21 protein-coding genes and 1 riboswitch are annotated in these 19259 nt (G+C 41.7%); of the genes, 4 read left to right on the forward strand and 17 right to left on the reverse strand.

All coding sequences use genetic code 11. From position 1 onward, the window contains the following. Positions 1 to 27: 27 nt before the first annotated feature. The 13 genes from QFZ72_RS23145 to mgtE all read right to left on the reverse strand — a co-directional run bounded on the left by QFZ72_RS23145 (position 28) and on the right by mgtE (position 11952). Complete coding sequence (locus QFZ72_RS23145) at positions 28 to 444, reverse strand: CotO family spore coat protein (RefSeq protein WP_307438173.1); 417 nt, start codon at positions 442 to 444, stop codon at positions 28 to 30. Between the two features lie 70 nt (positions 445 to 514). Then, a complete protein-coding gene (locus QFZ72_RS23150) occupies positions 515 to 961 on the reverse strand; it encodes a GNAT family N-acetyltransferase (RefSeq protein WP_307438175.1) in 447 nt (148 codons plus the stop codon). A 6-nt stretch (positions 962 to 967) separates the two neighbouring features. Continuing rightward, the gene (locus tag QFZ72_RS23155) at positions 968 to 1429 is read right to left on the reverse strand and encodes an SRPBCC family protein (protein ID WP_307438176.1); all 462 of its coding nucleotides are present in this window, start codon (positions 1427 to 1429) and stop codon (positions 968 to 970) included. A gap of 364 nt (positions 1430 to 1793) precedes the next feature. Then, complete coding sequence (fabI, locus tag QFZ72_RS23160; protein WP_252204084.1) at positions 1794 to 2567, reverse strand: enoyl-ACP reductase FabI; 774 nt, start codon at positions 2565 to 2567, stop codon at positions 1794 to 1796. A gap of 118 nt (positions 2568 to 2685) precedes the next feature. Then, a complete protein-coding gene (locus QFZ72_RS23165; protein WP_307438179.1) occupies positions 2686 to 3921 on the reverse strand; it encodes a DUF445 domain-containing protein in 1236 nt (411 codons plus the stop codon). A gap of 144 nt (positions 3922 to 4065) precedes the next feature. Continuing rightward, positions 4066 to 5082 carry a thiazole biosynthesis adenylyltransferase ThiF gene (locus QFZ72_RS23170; protein ID WP_307438181.1) on the reverse strand — a complete coding sequence of 339 codons (1017 nt, stop codon included), beginning with the start codon at positions 5080 to 5082 and terminating at the stop codon, positions 4066 to 4068. Next, positions 5083 to 5850 (reverse strand): thiazole synthase, encoded by a 768-nt coding sequence (locus QFZ72_RS23175; RefSeq protein WP_307438183.1) that lies wholly within the window; start codon positions 5848 to 5850, stop codon positions 5083 to 5085. 3 nt (positions 5851 to 5853) lie between these two features. Further along, positions 5854 to 6057 (reverse strand): sulfur carrier protein ThiS, encoded by a 204-nt coding sequence (gene thiS, locus QFZ72_RS23180; RefSeq protein ID WP_307438185.1) that lies wholly within the window; start codon positions 6055 to 6057, stop codon positions 5854 to 5856. Then, complete coding sequence (thiO, locus tag QFZ72_RS23185; RefSeq protein WP_307438187.1) at positions 6054 to 7169, reverse strand: glycine oxidase ThiO; 1116 nt, start codon at positions 7167 to 7169, stop codon at positions 6054 to 6056. Before thiO ends, thiS begins: the two co-directional genes overlap by 4 nt. After that, positions 7166 to 7774, reverse strand: a complete 609-nt coding sequence (gene tenI / locus QFZ72_RS23190) for a thiazole tautomerase TenI (RefSeq protein ID WP_307438190.1) — start codon at positions 7772 to 7774, stop codon at positions 7166 to 7168. Before tenI ends, thiO begins: the two co-directional genes overlap by 4 nt. Then, the gene (tenA, locus tag QFZ72_RS23195) at positions 7771 to 8457 is read right to left on the reverse strand and encodes a thiaminase II (RefSeq protein WP_307438192.1); all 687 of its coding nucleotides are present in this window, start codon (positions 8455 to 8457) and stop codon (positions 7771 to 7773) included. The genes tenI and tenA overlap by 4 nt, the downstream gene beginning before the upstream one ends. A gap of 72 nt (positions 8458 to 8529) precedes the next feature. After that, positions 8530 to 8639: riboswitch (TPP riboswitch) on the reverse strand. A 69-nt stretch (positions 8640 to 8708) separates the two neighbouring features. After that, entirely contained in the window at positions 8709 to 10562 is a 1854-nt protein-coding gene (locus QFZ72_RS23200) for a monovalent cation:proton antiporter family protein (protein ID WP_307438194.1), read from the reverse strand. A 22-nt stretch (positions 10563 to 10584) separates the two neighbouring features. Then, on the reverse strand, positions 10585 to 11952 hold the full coding sequence (mgtE, locus tag QFZ72_RS23205; RefSeq protein WP_307438197.1) for a magnesium transporter: 1368 nt from the start codon (positions 11950 to 11952) through the stop codon (positions 10585 to 10587). A gap of 322 nt (positions 11953 to 12274) precedes the next feature. On the opposite strand from mgtE, the gene QFZ72_RS23210 reads away from it, so the two are divergent. Beyond that, a complete protein-coding gene (locus tag QFZ72_RS23210; protein ID WP_307438199.1) occupies positions 12275 to 13450 on the forward strand; it encodes an FtsW/RodA/SpoVE family cell cycle protein in 1176 nt (391 codons plus the stop codon). 145 nt (positions 13451 to 13595) lie between these two features. Then, the gene (gene prpE, locus QFZ72_RS23215) at positions 13596 to 14330 is read left to right on the forward strand and encodes a bis(5'-nucleosyl)-tetraphosphatase PrpE (RefSeq protein WP_307438200.1); all 735 of its coding nucleotides are present in this window, start codon (positions 13596 to 13598) and stop codon (positions 14328 to 14330) included. A 137-nt stretch (positions 14331 to 14467) separates the two neighbouring features. Here the strand turns inward: prpE and QFZ72_RS23220 are convergent, their stop codons facing one another. The 4 genes from QFZ72_RS23220 to QFZ72_RS23235 form a co-directional block, all read right to left on the reverse strand. Further along, positions 14468 to 15370, reverse strand: coding sequence for an RluA family pseudouridine synthase (locus QFZ72_RS23220; protein ID WP_307438201.1), 903 nt, complete (start codon positions 15368 to 15370; stop codon positions 14468 to 14470). Between the two features lie 21 nt (positions 15371 to 15391). Next, positions 15392 to 16186 carry an NAD kinase gene (locus QFZ72_RS23225; protein ID WP_307438203.1) on the reverse strand — a complete coding sequence of 265 codons (795 nt, stop codon included), beginning with the start codon at positions 16184 to 16186 and terminating at the stop codon, positions 15392 to 15394. 21 nt (positions 16187 to 16207) lie between these two features. Then, complete coding sequence (gene yjbM / locus QFZ72_RS23230; RefSeq protein WP_307438205.1) at positions 16208 to 16843, reverse strand: GTP diphosphokinase; 636 nt, start codon at positions 16841 to 16843, stop codon at positions 16208 to 16210. Positions 16844 to 17027: 184 nt separating this feature from the next. Then, positions 17028 to 17411: a UPF0738 family protein gene (locus QFZ72_RS23235; protein WP_307438207.1), complete on the reverse strand. Its 384-nt coding sequence runs from the start codon at positions 17409 to 17411 to the stop codon at positions 17028 to 17030. Positions 17412 to 17832: 421 nt separating this feature from the next. On the opposite strand from QFZ72_RS23235, the gene QFZ72_RS23240 reads away from it, so the two are divergent. Both QFZ72_RS23240 and QFZ72_RS23245 read left to right on the forward strand, forming a co-directional pair. Next, positions 17833 to 18444, forward strand: coding sequence for a CYTH domain-containing protein (locus QFZ72_RS23240; RefSeq protein ID WP_307438209.1), 612 nt, complete (start codon positions 17833 to 17835; stop codon positions 18442 to 18444). Then, positions 18434 to 19033, forward strand: a complete 600-nt coding sequence (locus QFZ72_RS23245; protein WP_307438211.1) for a lytic transglycosylase domain-containing protein — start codon at positions 18434 to 18436, stop codon at positions 19031 to 19033. Before QFZ72_RS23240 ends, QFZ72_RS23245 begins: the two co-directional genes overlap by 11 nt. Positions 19034 to 19259 lie beyond the last annotated feature (226 nt).

Here is a 19259-nt window from a genome sequence, read left to right on the forward strand (position 1 = left end):
AAAGAACCCCGGAAAACCGGGGTTCTTTTATAAATCTTTTAAAGTGATAGCCTGAATCTCGTATAACGGAATCTTCTCACCATTAATCAAAACACACTCATCTTTATATTCTGTTACTTTTCCAATATGAGTCTTTACATTTGTACTGATGCTGCAATTTAAACTGGAGAGTCTCTCAGGTAAATTTAGAAGCAGTTCAATTTTCTCTTTATTTGTAAGATCGTTAAACGAATGCAGAGGCTTTGTCAGCCTTTTTTCTTTCAGCACTGCAGACTCAGCTTTCACTTCCTCGCTCAATACTGGCTCTTCATGTACCGCTGCTGTTTCTGCCGGCAGATCTTTTCTTAAGACATATGTTTTTTGCATAGAAGTTAAAACAGGTTCCAATTCCGGCTGAACGATATACAGCAGCGGAGGATTTTTAACAGATTGATGCTTTTTCACAGACGTCCCTCCTCATGTTCATGCTCTACAAAGAAGTATATGCGGGGAGATCCGTTTTATGATGAGTGTGTTAAAGTGATACTTTCATAAATTTGCTGACGTCTTTGAATCCCATTTGTTCATATAGTTTCATCGCTTTTAGGTTATGTGCATACACATTCAGCCTAACATCGCTGTACCCGTTTTTTTTGAATTCTTTTATTGCTTCCTCCATCAATAACTTGGAGTATCCCTTGCCTCTGTATGGCACTTTTACATATAGATCATTAATCCAGCCAATTTCATCTCCCGTCAAGAAATCGAATGCTTTATCAATCATAATCCAGCCAAGCATTGTGCTGCCGTCCATCAAGCAAACAAAATAAGCTTGATATTTTGCGGAATGTTCATAGGCTTCAATCATTTTTTCCTTATTATCGTCTGAAACGTGATTGGTTGCTTCCCTGCGGTTTTCTCCTGCTAATTCGTAAATTTCTTCTAATTCGTCTGAAGCTGCCAGTTTAAATGTTAACCCCATAATTGGTCACTGTCCTTTTTTATCATCTGCAGCCTGAGCTTCCAATGCTTTTTTTAAATGCTGAAGATGATCTCCATCTTCTTTTTTCATAATCTTCACAAATACCGGCTTAATGAGTTTCATTGTGAATTTTTTCGCATTGATTTCACATACAAAACGGATTGTCGTCTGATTTCCTGATGCAGAAAACGTGTAATGATAGATGGCTTCCATCCCTTTCATTTCACTTTTAACTGAGTACTTTGCGCTCTGAACATACTCAATAAATTCAATAACCGCTGAAGCCTCTCTTCCCCTTATTTCACGGGTTTCTCTGTATTTCGTGCCTGCTTGAACAGGTCCATCCGTCAGCTTCTCTACTTTCGTCACATTTTGCATAAACAGAGGGGCATTTTCAACGTCAGCGGCAAATTTGAATACTTTGTCAAGCGGTGCATTTACAGTGACTTGATCTTGAAATTCACTCATGCAATAATCAATCCTCCTTATGATTAGGATTTATTCCTTATCGATATTTTATCAGACTAGAAGACGCAGCATCGACAAGCAAAAACTTATTTGTTTCAGGAATAAAAAAACCGCCTCATTTAAAAGGACTAAAAGGTCCCGTTTAGGAGGAGAAAAACAGTAAATTCTCTTTAAATTGAAGGTAGTATGTCAGTGGAAATGGTTAAGGATAAAACTAGTTTTGGGTACTCATAGAATGCGGATGATATCCTGAAACAACAAAAAAACGGATACAAATTGCTGTGCAATTTTGTACCCGTTTTCTTCTGTATTTTGCTGTTTCTCCCTCAAACCGGAACATGTTATAAGAGGGGGCTTGCTTTGATTAACCTAAAATATGATATCCGGAGTCTACATGAAGATTTTCTCCAGTCATCCCTCTTGCAAGGTCGCTGAACAAGAAAAGTGCTGTATCCCCTACTTCTTCAGGAGTTGTTGTACGGCGCAGCGGTGCGCGTTCTTCGATATCTTTCAGAATGGAGTTAAAATCGCTGATTCCTTTAGCAGAAAGCGTACGGATTGGGCCGGCAGAAATTGAATTCACGCGAATGCCGTCTTTTCCTAAATCGCTTGCCAAGTATCTCACACTTGCATCAAGTGATGCCTTCGCAACTCCCATAACGTTGTAGTTAGGAAGGACTCTTTCTCCGCCAAGATATGTGAGTGTCACAATGCTTCCGCCCTCTGTCATCAAGCCTCTTGCAGCTTTTGCCACAGCTGTCAGTGAATAAGAGCTGATATTGTGAGCAAGCAAAAATCCGTCGCGGGTTGTATTCATGTATTCTCCGCTCAATTCTTCCTTATGTGCAAACGCGATGCAATGTGCAATTCCATGAATAACACCTACTTCATTTTTAATCGCTTCAAAACAAGTGTCAATTTCAGCATCATTTGTTACATCACAAGGAAGGACAATCGAATCATTGCGGTCAAGTGTTTCAACTAAATCACGCACTGATTTTTCAAGGCGTTCACCTGCATATGTAAAAATAAGACGCGCTCCTGCCGTATGAAGAGAACGGGCAATTCCCCAGGCAATGCTTCGTTTGTTTGCGACGCCCATTACGACTACATTGCGTCCAGCTAATGATAAATTCATTTGGAATCCTCCTAATTAATACATGTTATTAGTACCTGGTTATAAGTATAGCATGCTATTTGCTGTTTTTCTAGACCGCTGCTGGATTTCATGAATGAACCTGGATCATTTCAGCAAATTAAAAGAGCATTTTAAGTCCCGTCAAAACGATTCCGATGAAAAATCCGCACACTGCACCGTTCACACGGATCCACTGTAAATCTTTCCCTACATTATTTTCTATCATATCAATTAATTTCTCATCATCAAGTTTGTTTAAATTCTCTTCGACCAGTTTACCGATTTTCGAATGATTTTTTTCAATAAAAAGAGTAATTTGTTCCTGTATTTTGTTCTCGATTGCATCTGTTTTTTCTTTATCAGCACTTATTTTTCCGATTAATTGATCAGCAAAAGGCATAAGATAATCGTCCATAAATGAACCTTCTTCAATGATCTCTAAAGCTTTTACTTGCGTTTTCTTTAAGATTATCATCAGATTTTCTGAAGGGTCCCACTCTAAAATCAAACGGTCTATTTCCTCTAATAAAGCATGATTTTCCTGAATGCCGAGCAATTCTTTTCGAACGCGACCAAGGATGGCCTTACGATATTCACTCTCAGGATTCCTCAAACCGAAAATAACATTCAGGATAATATCCTGAAGAATCTTTCCGAGTTTTTCTTCATTTACAATATTCCGGAAGGATTTTATGGCAAATTGCAAAAAACCATCAGCTTGTCCATTATCAATGGCCTTCATCGCAAATCTGCCAAACTCCTCCCGTTGATCACGTCTTGATGCCCATTCCTCTAATTTTAAAAGGAAATAATCCAGGCTCTTTTCATCATATTTCCGTTCAAGAACCTGATGAATGAGAGCTTTAAGCATCTTTAATACTTCATCTGACGTTAAATAACCTTTCAGCTGCTTCTGAACAAGGGGAGCAAGCTTTCCCAAATCAGCACTTTCAATCATTTGGATAATGAACGATTTCATTGTTTTTTTGAAAGAATTGGAATGTACCTCTTTTTCAAGAATAGGCAGCAGCTTTTCTGTCAGATTTATTTGTGATAATTTCGTTTGAATGCTTTCTTTTGACAGCCAGTCATTTTCGATTGTGTTAACAAGTGCCCTAATCATCCTGTTTCGATTTTTAGGCAGTAACGCGGTGTGAGGGATAGGCAAGCCGAATGGGTGTCTGAACAAAGCTGTAACAGCAAACCAGTCTGCTAATCCGCCGACAAGCCCTGCTTCAAATCCTCCCTGCATAAATTCACCAGCGACAGTTCCCTGAAAAGGGATCGATGCAGCAAACCCTGCTCCCATAACAGCAAGTGATATTCCGGCTAAGTTCTTTGATTTATTAGACACATAATCTACCTTCAATCTATTTAAAATAATGGTTAAATCCATGCTAGTCTAAAATTAGAAAGAAATCCAATAAATCTATGTCCTTTTACAGAAAAAACTGGCCAAAGCATGGCCAGTTTCTTTTCTTGTATTCTTACAGGCTTGTTACCCCAAATATCGCTGATAAATCTTCTTGGCTTCAGCCATGTCTTTTGTTCCATGAATCAGGGCACGGCCGTCACGGAATACGACAATCCTCTGATGTTCTGTCTGAAATGAAAGTAAATACGGATTTGCAGTGATTTCTGTTACCGCTCTTCCAAGTGCTTTTGCAAGCTCCTTAAAGTTCATTTCTTTAGAGACTGCCGGCCTGATTTGAACCGTATCTCTGCCGCAGAGAACCGACATTTTCACACTGTTGCTGCGTGATAAAAATGGATAAACGGCAGAGTCCCCGCATGATGGACAGGCTTCATCTTTTAGTGCATGCACTTTTATTTGTGAAAATTGATTTCTCCAAACATCAAAAGAAAGCAATTCTTTTCTTACCTGATCCGAGGCCCCGGTTAACAATTTCAGTACTTCCCCTGTTTGATAAGAGGCAACCATTTGGACCGCCGGACTAATAATGCCAACTGTATCGCATGTCTGGCCTTCCATTGGAATTTGCTTTAAAAGGCAATTCAAACATGGCGAGAGCCCCGGTATGATTGTATAAGTGAGGCCGTAGCTTCCGACACATGCCCCGTAGATCCACGGAATGCCCTGCTTAAGCGCTGCATCATTTATAACAAGACGAGTTTCAAAGTTATCCGTTGCATCTACAATAACGTCTGCATGCTGACTGAATGCAAAAATATTATCAGCTGTTACATCTTCAATGACCGCATGGACTTCCACTTCATGATTAATCTTTGAAAGTCTTTGTTTTGCAGCAGCAGCTTTAGGAAGACGCAAAACCGCATCTTCTTCAGTGTAAAGCTGCTGGCGCTGCAAATTGCTCCATTCGACGTAATCACGGTCCACAATCGTTAGTGTGCCGACACCCGCACGAACAAGCATTTCTGCATTTGCTGTCCCAAGAGCTCCAGCGCCGATGATTAACACATGACCATTTCGAATGTTCTGCTGTCCTGTTTCTCCTATTGGAGAGAATAAGATTTGCCTAGAGTACCGTTCCATTTAGGATGTAATCATTCCTTCTTCCGGGCTGCTTGCAGATGCATAGGTTTTTACTGGTATTCTGCCTGCCTCAAAGCTTAATCTTCCTGCTTCAATGGCAAGCTTCATCGCCGTTGCCATTTTGACCGGATTGCCTGCAGCTGAAACAGCAGTGTTTAACAGCACACCATCCGCTCCAAGCTCCATCGCTTTTGCAGCATCTGCAGCTGATCCAATCCCTGCATCCACAATAACCGGCAGATTCGTTTGTTCGATAATAAATGATAGATTCAAAGGATTGATAATGCCCTGTCCTGAACCGATTGGAGACGCGCCTGGCATAATCGCATGAACGCCTGCTTCTTCAAGTCTCCTCGCAAGCACGACATCATCAGACGTATAAGGAAGTACAATAAATCCTTCCTTGACAAGCTCCTCACTTGCTTTTAAGGTTTCAACAGGATCGGGAAGCAATGTTTTCGCGCACCCGATAACTTCTACCTTAATCATATCACATAACCCTGAAGCCTTAGCGAGTTTTGCGATTCTGACAGCTTCTTCAGCCGTTTTCGCACCAGCTGTGTTCGGCAGCAGCGTGTAGCGCGAAAGATCAAGCTGCTCCAGAAAATTAGGCTGAGACGGTTCAAAAATATTCATTCTTCTCACCGCAAATGTTAAAATATCAGCTTCAGCCGCTTTTACCGCTTCTTTTTGAATGTCAAAAGAGGGATACTTTCCCGTTCCAAGCAGCAGTCTTGATTGAAAGGTTTTTCCCGCAATCGTTAACATAAATTATCCTCCTCCTACAAAATGAACAATTTCAAAAACATCCCCATCATTAATAACTGTTTTCGCGTATTCTTTTTTGTCTATTATTTCTGAATTATGTTCCACAATGACGATTCTTTTGCTCACCTCATAAAAAGCAAGCAAATCTTGAACGGTCCGCACAGAAGACTGCATATCGATCATGCTGCCATTCACTTTGATGTTCATAGTTTCACCCCATCTGCACGGTCCATTCTAAAAGCATGAACGTATTCATCAGCTGCCGGTCTATTAAAAAATAAATCTCTGATCATTTCACCTGTTTTGGGAGCGAGGAGGATGCCATTTCGGAAATGCCCTGTTGCCACAAAGAGATTCGGTATGCCCTGATGCTTGAAAATAAATGGCTTGCCGTCGGCTGTTCCCGGCCTTAATCCGGCCCATGCACGATGAAAACAGGCATTTTCAATTGCCGGCATAATTGTAACTGCTTTTTTCATGAGAGCAGCGATTCCTTGTACGGAAGGCTCAGTATTCCAGGTTCCTTCTTTCATCGTTGCCCCAATAACTATAGTTCCGTCAAGCTTTGGCACAAGATAACAGCTTTCATGAAAAACAGTAGACGATAGTTTTCTATCTTTCAGTGTCACAGACAAACATTCTCCCTTAACAGGATGAACAGATATATTACGTGTGAAATCCTTTATCAGCCGGCTGCTCCATGTGCCATTTGCAAGTATAAGAGCTTCGCAAAAAAATGTATCTTGAGGCGTTTCAATTTCATAGTGTGAGCCTTCAAATCTGCTGACTTTGTATACTGGTGTGTTTTCAAAGATTTTTCCGCTCATCAGCTGAATGGCTTTTGTAAAGGCTTTGCACAGTGCAGCTGGAGTAAGCTTTCCATCTTTTTCAATTTTCAGAGCCCCGTAAATCGCATCTGTTAAGTCTTTTTCATATTCTAGGACTTTTTCTTTGGAATGCCATTCTACATCCTTTTCTATTTCTGCTCTTTTTTTCAAAGAATCGGCTTCCTCGGCCGACATTGCCAGTTTGTACATTCCATTGTATTGAAGCTGTATATCAATTCCGCTTTCCAGCAGCAAATCATGAGCTAATTTTGGATAAAGCGCCTGGCTTTCTTTAGCAAACCTGAAAAAAGCATCATCCTTTTCAGTTTCAGTATGGGCTCCAAGCATACCCGCCGCAGCACTGGATGCTCCGCTGCCTGTTTTTCCGCTTTCAAATACCGCAACTCGAAGACCGGATTTCGCTAAATAATAGGCAGAGGCAAGCCCAATGACTCCTCCGCCGATAATGCCAGCATCAAATAAAGGCTTCAATGGCCCATCCCCCTTTTTAAATGATCAGCAAGTTCAAGTGCCGCATGATTTGGCTGATCCGCTGAAAAAACATAGGACATCACGGCTGCTCCCTCAATCTTTAAATCTATTAGATCAGGAATGACAGCAGGAGTGATCCCTCCAATTGCAATGACTGGAATGCTGACAGATTCCGCTATTTCCGTAAGCTTGCTTATCCCTCTTGCTTCTAGACCATTTTTTGATGATGTTTGAAACACATGCCCGAAAAGGAGGCGATCTGCCCCATTTTCAGCACAATATACTGCTTCAGCAGCAGTGTGGACGGAACAGCCTACCGAAAGATGCGGGAAGCGCTGTTTCACCAGTTTCACATTGAAGCTGTGCGATGGGAGCTGAATCTGGTGCAAACCAGAAAGAACAGCTGCATCCACACGGTCATTCATAACAAGCTTTGATTTTGGCACCCCATTTTGATGGAGCGCTTCAATCAAGTCGATCAGTTCTCCAGCCGATTTATTCTTTTCTCTAATATGAATGGCATCTGCAGCTGTATGTATATCTGAGATGATTTTCACGAGCTCTGCAGCAGTGTGCCGTCCATCTGTGACAAGATGCAATTTCACTTTTGCATCAGCATGGTTTGTGTATCATCCCACGCTTCCATCTTTTCCGCCATATCCCAAAAACGATATTCATACATCGAGCTGATGAGGAAGTTTTCCTTCATCATTTGTCTCTCATGATCGCTTGCACGCAGAGCAAGCTCGTCAAATCTTGCAACCTGCTCGAGGACAAGCTCTTTAAACCAATCACCGTGATAAGTCGCAATCCATTTCTCATAAACTTCATCACCAGGCTTGCAATCTTTCAGGTGCTCCCCGACTTCATAATAGAGCCAGTAGCATGGAAGCAGAGCTGCAATGATTTCACCAAGATTTCCTGTGGCAACTGAACGGTACATATGGGAGGTGTAAGCATACGCAGTCGGCGATGGTTTAAATTCCTTCCGTTCGGTGTCCGTGATCCCAAGCAGGACAGAAAATTGCTGATGCAAAGATAGCTCTGCCTCATAGGTACCCTGTGAATGAACGGACATCCGGTACGTTGTATGCAAGTCAGGGGCCATCGCCCCTGCAAAAGCCTGGACTTTTGCAAAATGGGTTAAGTAATAAGAGTCCTGCATCACATAATATTTAAATTTCTCTTTTGAAAGGCTGCCTTCGCCAATCCCTTTTACAAAAGGATGTTCAAAGCTTCCTTCCCACCATTTATTTGCATACTCCCGGCATTCTTTTGAAAATGACATGTTTTGTTCCTCCTCATTTTTAGTATAAAAACGGCAAAAAACCACTTTTCGCATAGAAAAGTGGTGTATAAATAGACCTTTACACCACTTCCCTACGCTGGGTTTAGCCAGATCAGGTTCGGAGGGTCTTGAAGGCAAACTTCAATCTCAGCCCTTCTAAAAGGGCTCCCCTAGCGGTCGTTCATATATTATTTTAGAAATATTCACATGTACATCATACCATGTTCAAAGAAACTTTCAAGTCATAATAATCAACTTTTATGGAACTCAAGCTCCTGTCTGAGCTCATCCACATATTCAGCAGATCCAGTCAGAATCAGTAAATCTCCGCGTTTCAGCTCTGTATCCCCATGCGGCACAATCGATTCATTTTCCCTGAAAATACGGACAAAAATGACGTCGCCTGTAAATGGAAAGCTGCGGAGCACCATGCCATCGTAGCGTCTGTTGTTCATTTTTATCTGATAAAGCGCTGAATCGTTATTGGTCAAAATCTTCATGATGCCAGGTGCTTCAATAAGAGCCCTTAGCAGGGTTTTAGTAGACAGCAGAACAGAGAAGACATCAATGTCTTTCGCTCTTAGCTGCTCGTCTAATAACGGTGATGAGATGCTGGCAATCACCCGCCCAACTTCAACCTCTTTTGCAAATAGAGCGATTTCAGCATTCGTATCCTCATCACCAGCAGCAGCAATAAGGATATCAGCTTCAAATACTCCCTGGGACTGCAGGGTCTCGATTGAGTAATCTTCAAGCTCCTCAATTTGAAACAATGATTCAGCGATCTGCTGATCATTTTTATCGACATGAGTATGATACACCGTTGTATCGTACATTTTCGGATTTAACTCGCGCGTCACTGGAAGTGTCATTTGATTGGCTCCTATAAAAGCTACCTTCAGCTTCTTTTGCGAAGACAGCTGTTCAGGGAATAGCTTCTTAAACCCAATCGGAGTAAAAATACTCGTCAGAACAGCCGTTAAAATGAGCGCACCCGACATTTGAGCATCAATCACATTTACTCTTTCTCCAATGGTAGCTGCCGCAATAACAAGGGATAATGTTGATGTCAGCAAAAATCCTGAAGCAAGCGTTGTTTTTGTGTCATACCATCTCTTCAGTAAATAAATCGGCACAATTTTAGAGATCAGCAGCGCAATAAACAGCAATGGGATCAGCATTAAAATTTTTGGATCCTTAAACAGCGACCATACATCAAGATCGACACCAACCATAACAAAGAAGATCGGTATCAAAAATCCGTACCCGAAGGAATCCATTTTCTGAACCATTTCTTTATTTGGGGAAAGCAGTGAGACTAGAACACCCGCTAAAAACGCTCCTAATATGTTTTCTGCCCCGATTGTTTCTGATAAGGCAACAAGGACAATGATCAGAGTGAAAATAGCTCTTGTCCCAATTTGAATCGTGCCCTTAGACATCGTTTCTATGAATGATCTGCTCTGAAAGGTTTTGCCGAGAAAATATAAAGCAATTCCAGCACCAAATAACAGCAGAAGCAGCCATGTATTTGTATTTTCTCCTCCATATATCGATGCAAACACGGCAAGCAGAATCATCGTCACTAAGTCAGCTATAACAGCAACGAGCAAGATAATCTGACCGATATTCGATTTCATAATGCCTGCATCCTTCAGTGTAGGGACCACCACTCCGAGTGATATGGTGGAAATGATCAGCGTCATCAAGAAGGCATTTTCAATAAAACCAAGGAAAACAAACAGATACGATAAGAGCAGAGACAAGATAAAGATGCCAACAAAGACAAGAAAAGAAACGGCAAACGTATTTGGCGCTTCCTTCCCGCTCGGCAGTTTTTCTTTCTTCCGTCCACCGATAAAAGCAGTGAAATCAATTTCAAGACCGCTCAAAAACATAAGAAAAATAAAACCGAGCATAGATAGCGTTTCAAGCCACATATCCTCCTGAACAAGATTGAATCCGCTTTTCCCTATAATGATCCCCATAATAATCTCGGCCACTACGACAGGCATGACTTTAATTTTAAAGCGATGCAGCAGGAGAGGGGTTACAAAAGCGGCTAACAGTACGATAACTAGTGATGAAAAGGAAGCTCCATGCACAGTATTTCCCTCCTAACTGAATCTAGATTAAATATTGCATGAACAATGTAGCCATACCAAAATAAATAAGAATGGAAATAATATCATTAATCGTTGTAATAAATGGACCTGATGCAACAGCTGGGTCAACTTTCAGCCGATGCATCACAAGCGGAACAAAAGCGCCGGCGATTGTCGAAACAATCAGGGTTGCAAGAATGGAAATGCCAACTAAAAGACCCAGGAAGAAATCATGCTGCCAGAAATAGACGACGGCTGTTACTAGAACTCCGCACACGGCACCATTGATAATCCCTGTACCAGCTTCTCTGGCAATAATTTTAAAATTACCGCCTTCTTCAAGGTCACCCATCGCTATTCTTCTGACGGCTACCGCAAGTGCCTGAGTACCAGTGTTCCCTGCCATACCGGCAATCAGCGGGATAAAAACAGCAAGAATGGCCACTTTATTAAGCGTTTCTTCAAACTGTCCTATTAAATTTGCCGTTAACATTCCGAGAAATAAAAGAATCACAAGCCATGGCAATCTTTTTTTAGCGGCTGACAGAGGACCCCTGTCTATGGAATCCACATCAGATACAGCTGCAAGCTTCGAATAGTCATCAGATGCTTCCTCGTCGATAACATCAACAATATCATCAACCGTTATGATTCCTAAAAGATGATTCTGAAAATCAACTACTGGCAGAGCGAGGAAATTATAGTCTCTCATTTTTCTTGCTACATCTTCCTGATCTTCGCCCACAGATACGGAAAATACCCGTTCACTCATAATTTCGCCAATCATGAGATCATCATCGCTGACTATTAAATCACGAAGCGAGATAACGCCCACTAGATGCTTATCTTCATCGATTACATAAAGATAGTAAATGGTTTCAGCGTCAGGAGCTTCATGCTTCAAAATATGCATGGCCGATTTGACTGTTTGATTTGCAATGATGGCAATGAATTCCGTGGTCATGATACTTCCTGCCGTGAATTCTTCGTAGTGCAGGAGTTCACGAATTTCCTGTGCAGCTTCATCATCCATGATGGTCAGATAGCTCGCTACCTGATCTTTGTTTAATTCGTTAAGCACGTCTACCGCATCATCCGCGTACATGTGCTCAAGCATTTGTGATGCAAAACGCGGATCCATTTCGGATAAATACATTTCGTAATTATACTCTTCATCTTCAATATTCTCAAAAAGAGCAGCCATTTCTTCAGGAGACAAATAATGATAAAGCTTCAATCGCTCCTCTTGCTCAAGCTTTACAAAGATTTTCGCCTGATCATATGGATGCTGCTCCAAAAACATGGAGCGAAACCCGTCTAGATCTTCGTTTTCCAAAGCTGTTACTAGTTCCGCAGCTTCAATCTCTAATTTTTCTCTTTCATCTGACATCCAGAGTCTCCTCCTTCCCCAATCCGTTCCTATATTAAAGCCAAGACATCAAAATGTCATCAAATTGTGATACATTATATATATATATGCAGAAAACATGCACAGCACTAGCGTTTGCGCTCTGTACAGCCGTTTTTTCCTTGTGATAAGGTAGCATGTTTTGCGATGTTTTACAAATGAATCCTTTGCAAATTCATCAATTTTCGCTAAGATTGATAAAGTGAAACTTCATTCACAGGGAGCTTATTCCCCACTGTTTGGTGGTTGAGAATAAAAATATGATTCATTGCATTATTAGTTTTTTAATAGAAAGGGATCCATAATGAACACAGATAAATCCCCACAGCAGCAGTTAGACTACACACTTATTTTTATCATGTTTTTAATGGCGCTGACCAGTGCCATTGCGATAAGCAGTGCCCAACCTACTCTACCCGAAAAATTGCAGAATATAAACTTTGCCTTTCTTCAGCTTAGATGGTACATCATCGGTATTATCGCAGTCATCGGAACAATGGTCATTGATTTTGACCGCTTCAAACAGCTCTCATGGTATTTATATGGATTTGGGATGGTTTTGCTATTGGGGCTTGAAGTCCTGCCGTCGCCTATTGTAGAGCCGATTAAAGGTGCAAAAAGCTGGTATACCCTTCCTGGAATCGGTAATTTCCAGCCATCGGAACTGATGAAAATTTTTATGATTATTGTCCTTAGTAAAATCATTACAGACCACCGGGAAAAATACGCCACAAATACAGTCAGAGATGACCTGCTCCTGTTAGGTAAAGTATTTGCCGCAGCCGCACCTCCCATACTCCTGCTGATGAGACAGCCGGATACAGGGATGACAATGGTCTTTTGCGCCATAATCGGCTCATTAATTATTGTCTCGGGAGTTAAATGGAAAATCATCTTCAGCTTTATCTTATCAGGTGCCGGAATTGCCGCTATAGGCGTATTTATTTTTTTCACATTTCCGGATTTCTTCAACAAGTACATTTTAGACACCAATTCTTATAAACTTGATCGTGTTTATGGCTGGCTTAATCCTTATGAATATTCCAGCGATATCGGATTTCAGCTTATCAAATCTCTTCTTGCAATTGGATCGGGTGAGCTTTACGGAAAAGGCTATCAGCAGCTTGAGGTTTACTTGCCTGAGGGACATACAGACTTTATTTTCGCCATTATCTCTGAACAATTCGGATTTATCGGCGGCAGTATCGTGATTTCCCTTTTCTTCCTTCTAATCTACCGGATGATTCATATTGCACTTGAGAGCAACGATCCATTCGGAAGCTTTTTATGCACAGGAGTCATCGGTATGATCACGTTTCAGGTTTTCCAAAACGTCGGCATGACCGTCGGCCTCCTGCCAATTACAGGACTCCCGCTTCCTTTTATCAGCTACGGGGGAAGTTCACTTGCAACCTATATGATTGCCATCGGCATTGTTTTAAATGTCAGATCACGAACCAGAAAGTATATGTTTGACTAATGAAATCCGTTTTCATAACGGGTTTTTTCTTTTATCCTGAATTCTTTTCTTTCTTTATTGGAACGATGAAGGTATATGATATTTTTGATTCTTTAAAGATATCTGCTATCATCTTAGAAAAAGAGACAAATGAGGACGGGTTTAGATGAAAATTGATATTATCGGTGATATTCATGGCTGTTTTGACGAGTTTTGCGAGCTTACGGAAAAGCTTGGCTATGATTGGAATAATGGGTATCCTGTTCACAGCAGCAGAAAACTCGCTTTTGTAGGAGATCTGGCTGACAGGGGACCTCATTCTATAAAAGTAATTGAGACCGTTATAAAAATCACTTCGAACCAAGCAGGATATTATGTGCCAGGCAACCACTGCAACAAACTTTACCGCTACATGCTCGGAAACAAAGTCCAGGTTGCACACGGTTTAGAAACGACAGCTGCAGAACTCGAAGCATTGGAAGAAGAAAAGCGAAAGGATGTCTATCAGAGTTTTATGAAGCTCTACGATCAATCTCCTCTCTATCAGGTTCTGGATGAGGGCAGACTGGTCATTGCCCATGCAGGAATCAGGGCTGACTACATAGGAAAAACGCACAAAAAAGTAAAAGAATTTGTGCTTTACGGGGACATAACCGGCCAGACTAACCCTGACGGAACTCCTGTCAGAAGAGACTGGGCAAAGCTTTACAAGGGTAAACCGTTCATTGTCTATGGGCATACACCTGTACGCGAAGCACGGTTTGTCGGCAATACGGTGAACATTGATACTGGAGCAGTATTTGGAGGCTATTTAACAGCGCTCAGATATCCTGAAAAAGAGATTGTCACAGTCAAATCATCTTTGCCGTATGACGAATCAAGGTTCCGGGAGATGGATTGAAGAGCCTGATATTAGTGTGAGAGTAAATCTATTTTCGAAATCATCAGATTTAGCTGCGAAAAATAAAATATGATAAAAAGATCCTTTTTATTTTCGAAAACCCACTTTTAATTTATCGAAAAAGACTCATGCCGTGCTCAGCATGAGTCTTTCTTATTTATCCCCGATCGGATATCATCCGGCAAATCAATCTTGAAGTTCATTTCTTTTTCCAGAAACGGATGAAAAAATGACAGTTCAGCACTGTGCAGCGCCTGCCTTGATAGAAGTCGATGACTGCCTCCATATAAACTGTCGCCGCATAGCGGATGGCCGATGTGGGACATATGGACTCTTATTTGATGCGTTCTTCCTGTTTCAAGCTTCAGGGAAACGAGTGTATTGCATTCTGAATACGCGATAGTATTGTAATGGGTAACAGCAAGCTTGCCATCATCTCTGACGGTCCGTTCTATAATGCTGTCCTCTTTCCTGCCGATCGGCGCAGAAATTGTCCCCTGCCTCACCAAAACCTTCCCTTCAACCAAAGCAAGGTAAGTCCGTTTGATTCCGCCCTGCTTTTGAAGGGAGGAAAACAAGGAGTGTGCGAAACGGTGCTTAGCGACAAGCATTAGTCCAGATGTATCCTTATCCAGACGGTTGACAACATGAATGGTTGCAGCGATCCCTTTTTCCCTGTAATAAAAGAGCAGACCATTTGCAAGCGTCCCCCCTGGATGTTCACGCGAGGGAATTGTCGGAAGATAAGGCGGCTTATTAATGACAAGACACCATTCATCTTCATACACAATACCAAAGTTTACTTTTTCAGGAAGCATACCTGAACTTGGTTTTTCAACAGGAAAGATGACTTTGAGCACATCCCCTGACTTAAGCTCGAAGCGGACGGTTGCATGTTCACCATTCACTAAAATGCATCCGCCTCCGAACTTGATATCTGTTAAAGCGCGCTTTGATATATTCTTTTCCTTAAGATAATCCCTTATGAGCATGCCTTCTTTTGCAGCAGGGATTGTCCATGTTAATTGAAACGCGTTCACAACTATCTTCCTCTCAGGATCCTATTCGGAAATAAATGAGTCGCGGACTCTTTTCCAGAATGGAAATGGCCTGAATCTCGCAAACCTGATTTTTTCATTGGCAACGCGGCATTGAATCGATTTTACGTCTTTATGCAGAAGCGTTAAATGATCGATGGTGATTTGGAAATCAACATCATTAACCGGCTTTAATAAACAAGTATGATGATCCGGCAAAACAAGAGGCGAGCCTACTGTTCTGAATACCCGGTTATTGATTGATGCCATCTCCGCAACCTGGATCGCAGGAATTGACGGATGCAAAATAGCTCCTCCAAGAGCCTTGTTATAAGCTGTACTTCCTGATGGTGTAGACATGCAGAGACCGTCGCCGCGGAAGGTTTCAAAAATCTGGCCTTTGATTTCAACATCCATGACAAGAGAGCCTTCAATCGCTTTCACGGTACATTCATTTAAGGCAAGATAGCGGGCTTCCCGTCCTCCGTCATTATGTCTGATGATGACTTCAAGCAGCGGATATTCAACAACCTGATATGGTGTCTTCGCAATCGCAATCACAAGCTTCTCAATTTCATCCGGAACCCAGTCGGCATAAAAACCCAGATGACCAGTATGTACTCCTACAAATGCCGTTTTATCAAGCCTGCTGCGGTAGCGGTGAAAGGCATATAAAAGTGTCCCGTCTCCTCCTACTGAAATCACAATATCAGGCTTATCCTCATCATATTCGAGATGAAAATCCATTAAATAGGCTTTCATCTTATGCATTAATGTATTTGAAACGGTATCTCCTTTAGATGTGACCGCAAATTTCATAACAGTATGCCCCTTTATTCATCATTTATCTTTCGTTTCTGTTTTCCTTGAAAAAATGACTTGTGCATCTCTTATTTCTCCGCGTATCTTTGACATCTCTTCATCTAAAAGAAAAGCTGCTTCCGCTGATCTTTTCAGCCTGATTTTAATGTCTTCGGGGAAATTCCCGCTGTACTTGTAATTAAGAGAGTGTTCAACAGTTGCCCAAAAATTCATCGCAAGCGTTCTGATTTGAATTTCCACCAAAATGCTTTTTTCACCTGAAACAGTTTGAACAGGATATTTGGCCACTACATGGTAGGAGCGGTATCCGCTTGCTTTTTTTTGCGAAATATAATCACGTTCTTCAATGATTTCAAAATCATTCCGCTGTCTGAGCATTTCGACGACAAGCTTTATATCATCTACAAACTGGCACATCATGCGAATGCCAGCTATATCCTGCATTTCAGTCTCAAGCGCATCAAGAGAAATATTTTTGCGTCTTGCTTTATCAAGAATACTTGCAATGGGCTTAACTCTTCCAGTAACAAATTCAATCGGAGAATGGCTGCTTTCTAGTTCATATTGCGCTCTTGTCCCTCTAAGCTTTACTTTCAACTCATCAACCGCCTGATGATACGGTGCTAAAAATACTTCCCATTTTCTGCCGATCATAGCCTTCCCCCTCGTCATTTAGAAAAGCGCAAGCGCCCGTTTAGCTCAGACATGGCAGAAGAATCCGGCAGAAAAGTCCGGGTTAGATTTTTTGCCGGATTTGTTCTGGCCGAGAGTTGGGCGACTCCGCTTGCCGTCAATGCGCAAACTTTATCTAAATTATAAATAAACTTGCTTTTATGTATTAATCATTTAAGCCAAATGTCTCAACGACTTTCTTTTCCATTTCTTCCCCGTAGTTTGCGTTACCTTTAATATTTTCAAGCAAATAGGAAAATTCATCATGGATATCTGTCAGCTCAATCGTCAATCCGTTTACATTCAGATCTACTGGGATCCCGCTGTCTAATGCCGTTTTCAGCTGCGGCCAAACCGCAGCTGGCAGGTTTGTGTAAATAAAGTCTTCATTATTATCCATTATGTAAATAAACGCCAATTGATCGGAGTCGACCAGCATCTGTCCCTTTGCAGTCAAACCATTTAAATCGTCCTCTTCAAAAGGCATCGCTTTAAGTATCATTCTTCCTTGATCAAGTACGGCTTCATTCACTTCAATTCTTCGTTTCATAAAAATCTCCTTCCAAATCAATTCCACGTCTATTTTATCATATTCACCCTGTGCATGATAAACATTGAAAACCGTTTTTTAAATTGCCATAATAAAGAGAAAAGCGGAATCGCCCGTTTAGCGTAGGCAGACAGATAAGGATCCGACAGAAAAGGCGCTTTTTGCCTTTACTGGCGGAGCCGTTCTGGCCGAGGAGCTGGGCGATGGAGCTGGACATCACCGAAAAGCGGAATCGCCCTGTTTAGCTCCGACAGACAGATAAGGATCCGACAGAAAAGGCGCTTTTTGCCTTTACTGGCGGAGCCGTTCTGGCCGAGGAGCTGGGCGATGGAGCTGGACATCACCGAAAAGCGGAGCCGACAATTTTGCTTACCATCAATAAGCAGCGCTTTAATATCTGATAACCGAAAGGACTTTAACCATGACCCAGGAAATTGAAATTGAATATAAAAATCTGCTTACTGAAAATGAATTTTCCCGCCTGGCTGATTTTTTTCAAATCTCTGATGATGACTTCAGACATCAGGAAAACCATTATTTTGATACGCCGGAATTCCATCTTAAAGAGCACGGTGCGGCGCTTCGTATTCGCTTTAAAAACGGCAGGTACATACTGACATTAAAAGAACCTGCACCTGTCGGCCTGCTTGAAACTCACCAGGAAATCACAGGAAAAAAAGCGGCAGAGCTTCTTTCATCCGCTTCAGCCCTTCCAAAAGGCCAGGTTTTAGAACGAATACTCTCACTCGGCATTCATTCTGAAAGCATTTCCTTCTTTGGAACTTTATCCACAAATCGGGCAGAGAAAACCTATAAAAATGGCTTAATTGTTCTTGATCACAGCCGATATATAAATAAAGAGGATTATGAGGTTGAATATGAGGTCTTGGATGCAGATGAAGGACTGCTTGCTTTTCACGAGCTGCTCGCCTCCCTCCAGATTCCTCTGCGCACAACGCCAAACAAAATTAAACGTTTTTATAATCATAAACGTCAGATCGCTAATGAGAAGGAGCTTAATAGTGGAAATTAACCATATGAAGGCAATGATGCAGCTTCAGGCTTTACGCAGCCTGTCCCAAACGGAAACAGATGAAGCTTCCGAGTCCTCCTCTGCGGCCATGTTCAAGGATATCTTTCAGTCTTTTATTGACGGACAGACAGAAGAGGTCCCGCCTCAATTTAAGCAAGCTGCCGTCCCTTTGACAATGCCGCCTGTCCGTATGACATCTTCTGAACCGGGCAGCAAGGAAATTGACAGCATCATTTCTCAAATGGCAGCCAAATACAGCATGGATGAGAAACTGATCAGAGCTGTCATTTCTCAAGAGTCGGGCTTCAACCCTAATGCCAAGAGTGCTGCAGGGGCTGCAGGACTTATGCAGCTTATGCCAAAAACGGCACAGTCACTTGGCGTCATGAATTCTTTTGACCCCGCTCAAAACATTGAAGGCGGTACGAAGTATTTAAAGCAGATGCTTACGAAATATAATGGTGAAATCCCGCTTGCTCTTGCAGCATATAACGCCGGGCCTGGAAATGTCGATAAGTACGGCGGCATTCCCCCGTTTAAAGAAACACAAAATTACGTACAAAAAATTACTGCTTCCTATTTTGCTTAAAAAAGGAGCTGATTTTAAAAGCGAAAGCGGCTTTAAATCAGCTCCCTTTTTCATTTCATAGAACGAAGCCCTTCACATATACTAAGAAAAGCGGAAGCACCGTCAAATCCCTCCTGCCCTTGGATCTAACTATCGAACTGGACATAGACTCCTGGAGGGCTAAATCAATATTGAGACTAAAAAAGGCTATCGCCATTTTCCATCTGGATTATATAATTAGAACATA

The sequence above is a fragment of the Bacillus sp. V2I10 genome, assembly GCF_030817055.1.
Taxonomy (GTDB): domain Bacteria; phylum Bacillota; class Bacilli; order Bacillales; family Bacillaceae; genus Bacillus_P.

Bases quoted from the DNA above. Each gene is read 5' to 3' on its own strand.
- QFZ72_RS23225 (WP_307438203.1), bottom strand. From the start codon at position 16,186: ATGAAATTTGCGGTCACATCTAAAGGAGATACCGTTTCAAATACATTA.
- QFZ72_RS23155 (WP_307438176.1), bottom strand. From the start codon at position 1,429: ATGAGTGAATTTCAAGATCAAGTCACTGTAAATGCACCGCTTGACAAA.
- QFZ72_RS23240 (WP_307438209.1), top strand. From the start codon at position 17,833: ATGACCCAGGAAATTGAAATTGAATATAAAAATCTGCTTACTGAAAAT.
- QFZ72_RS23175 (WP_307438183.1), bottom strand. From the start codon at position 5,850: ATGTTAACGATTGCGGGAAAAACCTTTCAATCAAGACTGCTGCTTGGA.
- QFZ72_RS23210 (WP_307438199.1), top strand. From the start codon at position 12,275: ATGAACACAGATAAATCCCCACAGCAGCAGTTAGACTACACACTTATT.
- QFZ72_RS23170 (WP_307438181.1), bottom strand. From the start codon at position 5,082: ATGGAACGGTACTCTAGGCAAATCTTATTCTCTCCAATAGGAGAAACA.
- mgtE (WP_307438197.1), bottom strand. From the start codon at position 11,952: ATGTCAGATGAAAGAGAAAAATTAGAGATTGAAGCTGCGGAACTAGTA.
- fabI (WP_252204084.1), bottom strand. From the start codon at position 2,567: ATGAATTTATCATTAGCTGGACGCAATGTAGTCGTAATGGGCGTCGCA.
- yjbM (WP_307438205.1), bottom strand. From the start codon at position 16,843: ATGATCGGCAGAAAATGGGAAGTATTTTTAGCACCGTATCATCAGGCG.
- QFZ72_RS23150 (WP_307438175.1), bottom strand. From the start codon at position 961: ATGGGGTTAACATTTAAACTGGCAGCTTCAGACGAATTAGAAGAAATT.
- prpE (WP_307438200.1), top strand. From the start codon at position 13,596: ATGAAAATTGATATTATCGGTGATATTCATGGCTGTTTTGACGAGTTT.
- QFZ72_RS23235 (WP_307438207.1), bottom strand. From the start codon at position 17,411: ATGAAACGAAGAATTGAAGTGAATGAAGCCGTACTTGATCAAGGAAGA.
- tenA (WP_307438192.1), bottom strand. From the start codon at position 8,457: ATGTCATTTTCAAAAGAATGCCGGGAGTATGCAAATAAATGGTGGGAA.
- thiS (WP_307438185.1), bottom strand. From the start codon at position 6,057: ATGAACATCAAAGTGAATGGCAGCATGATCGATATGCAGTCTTCTGTG.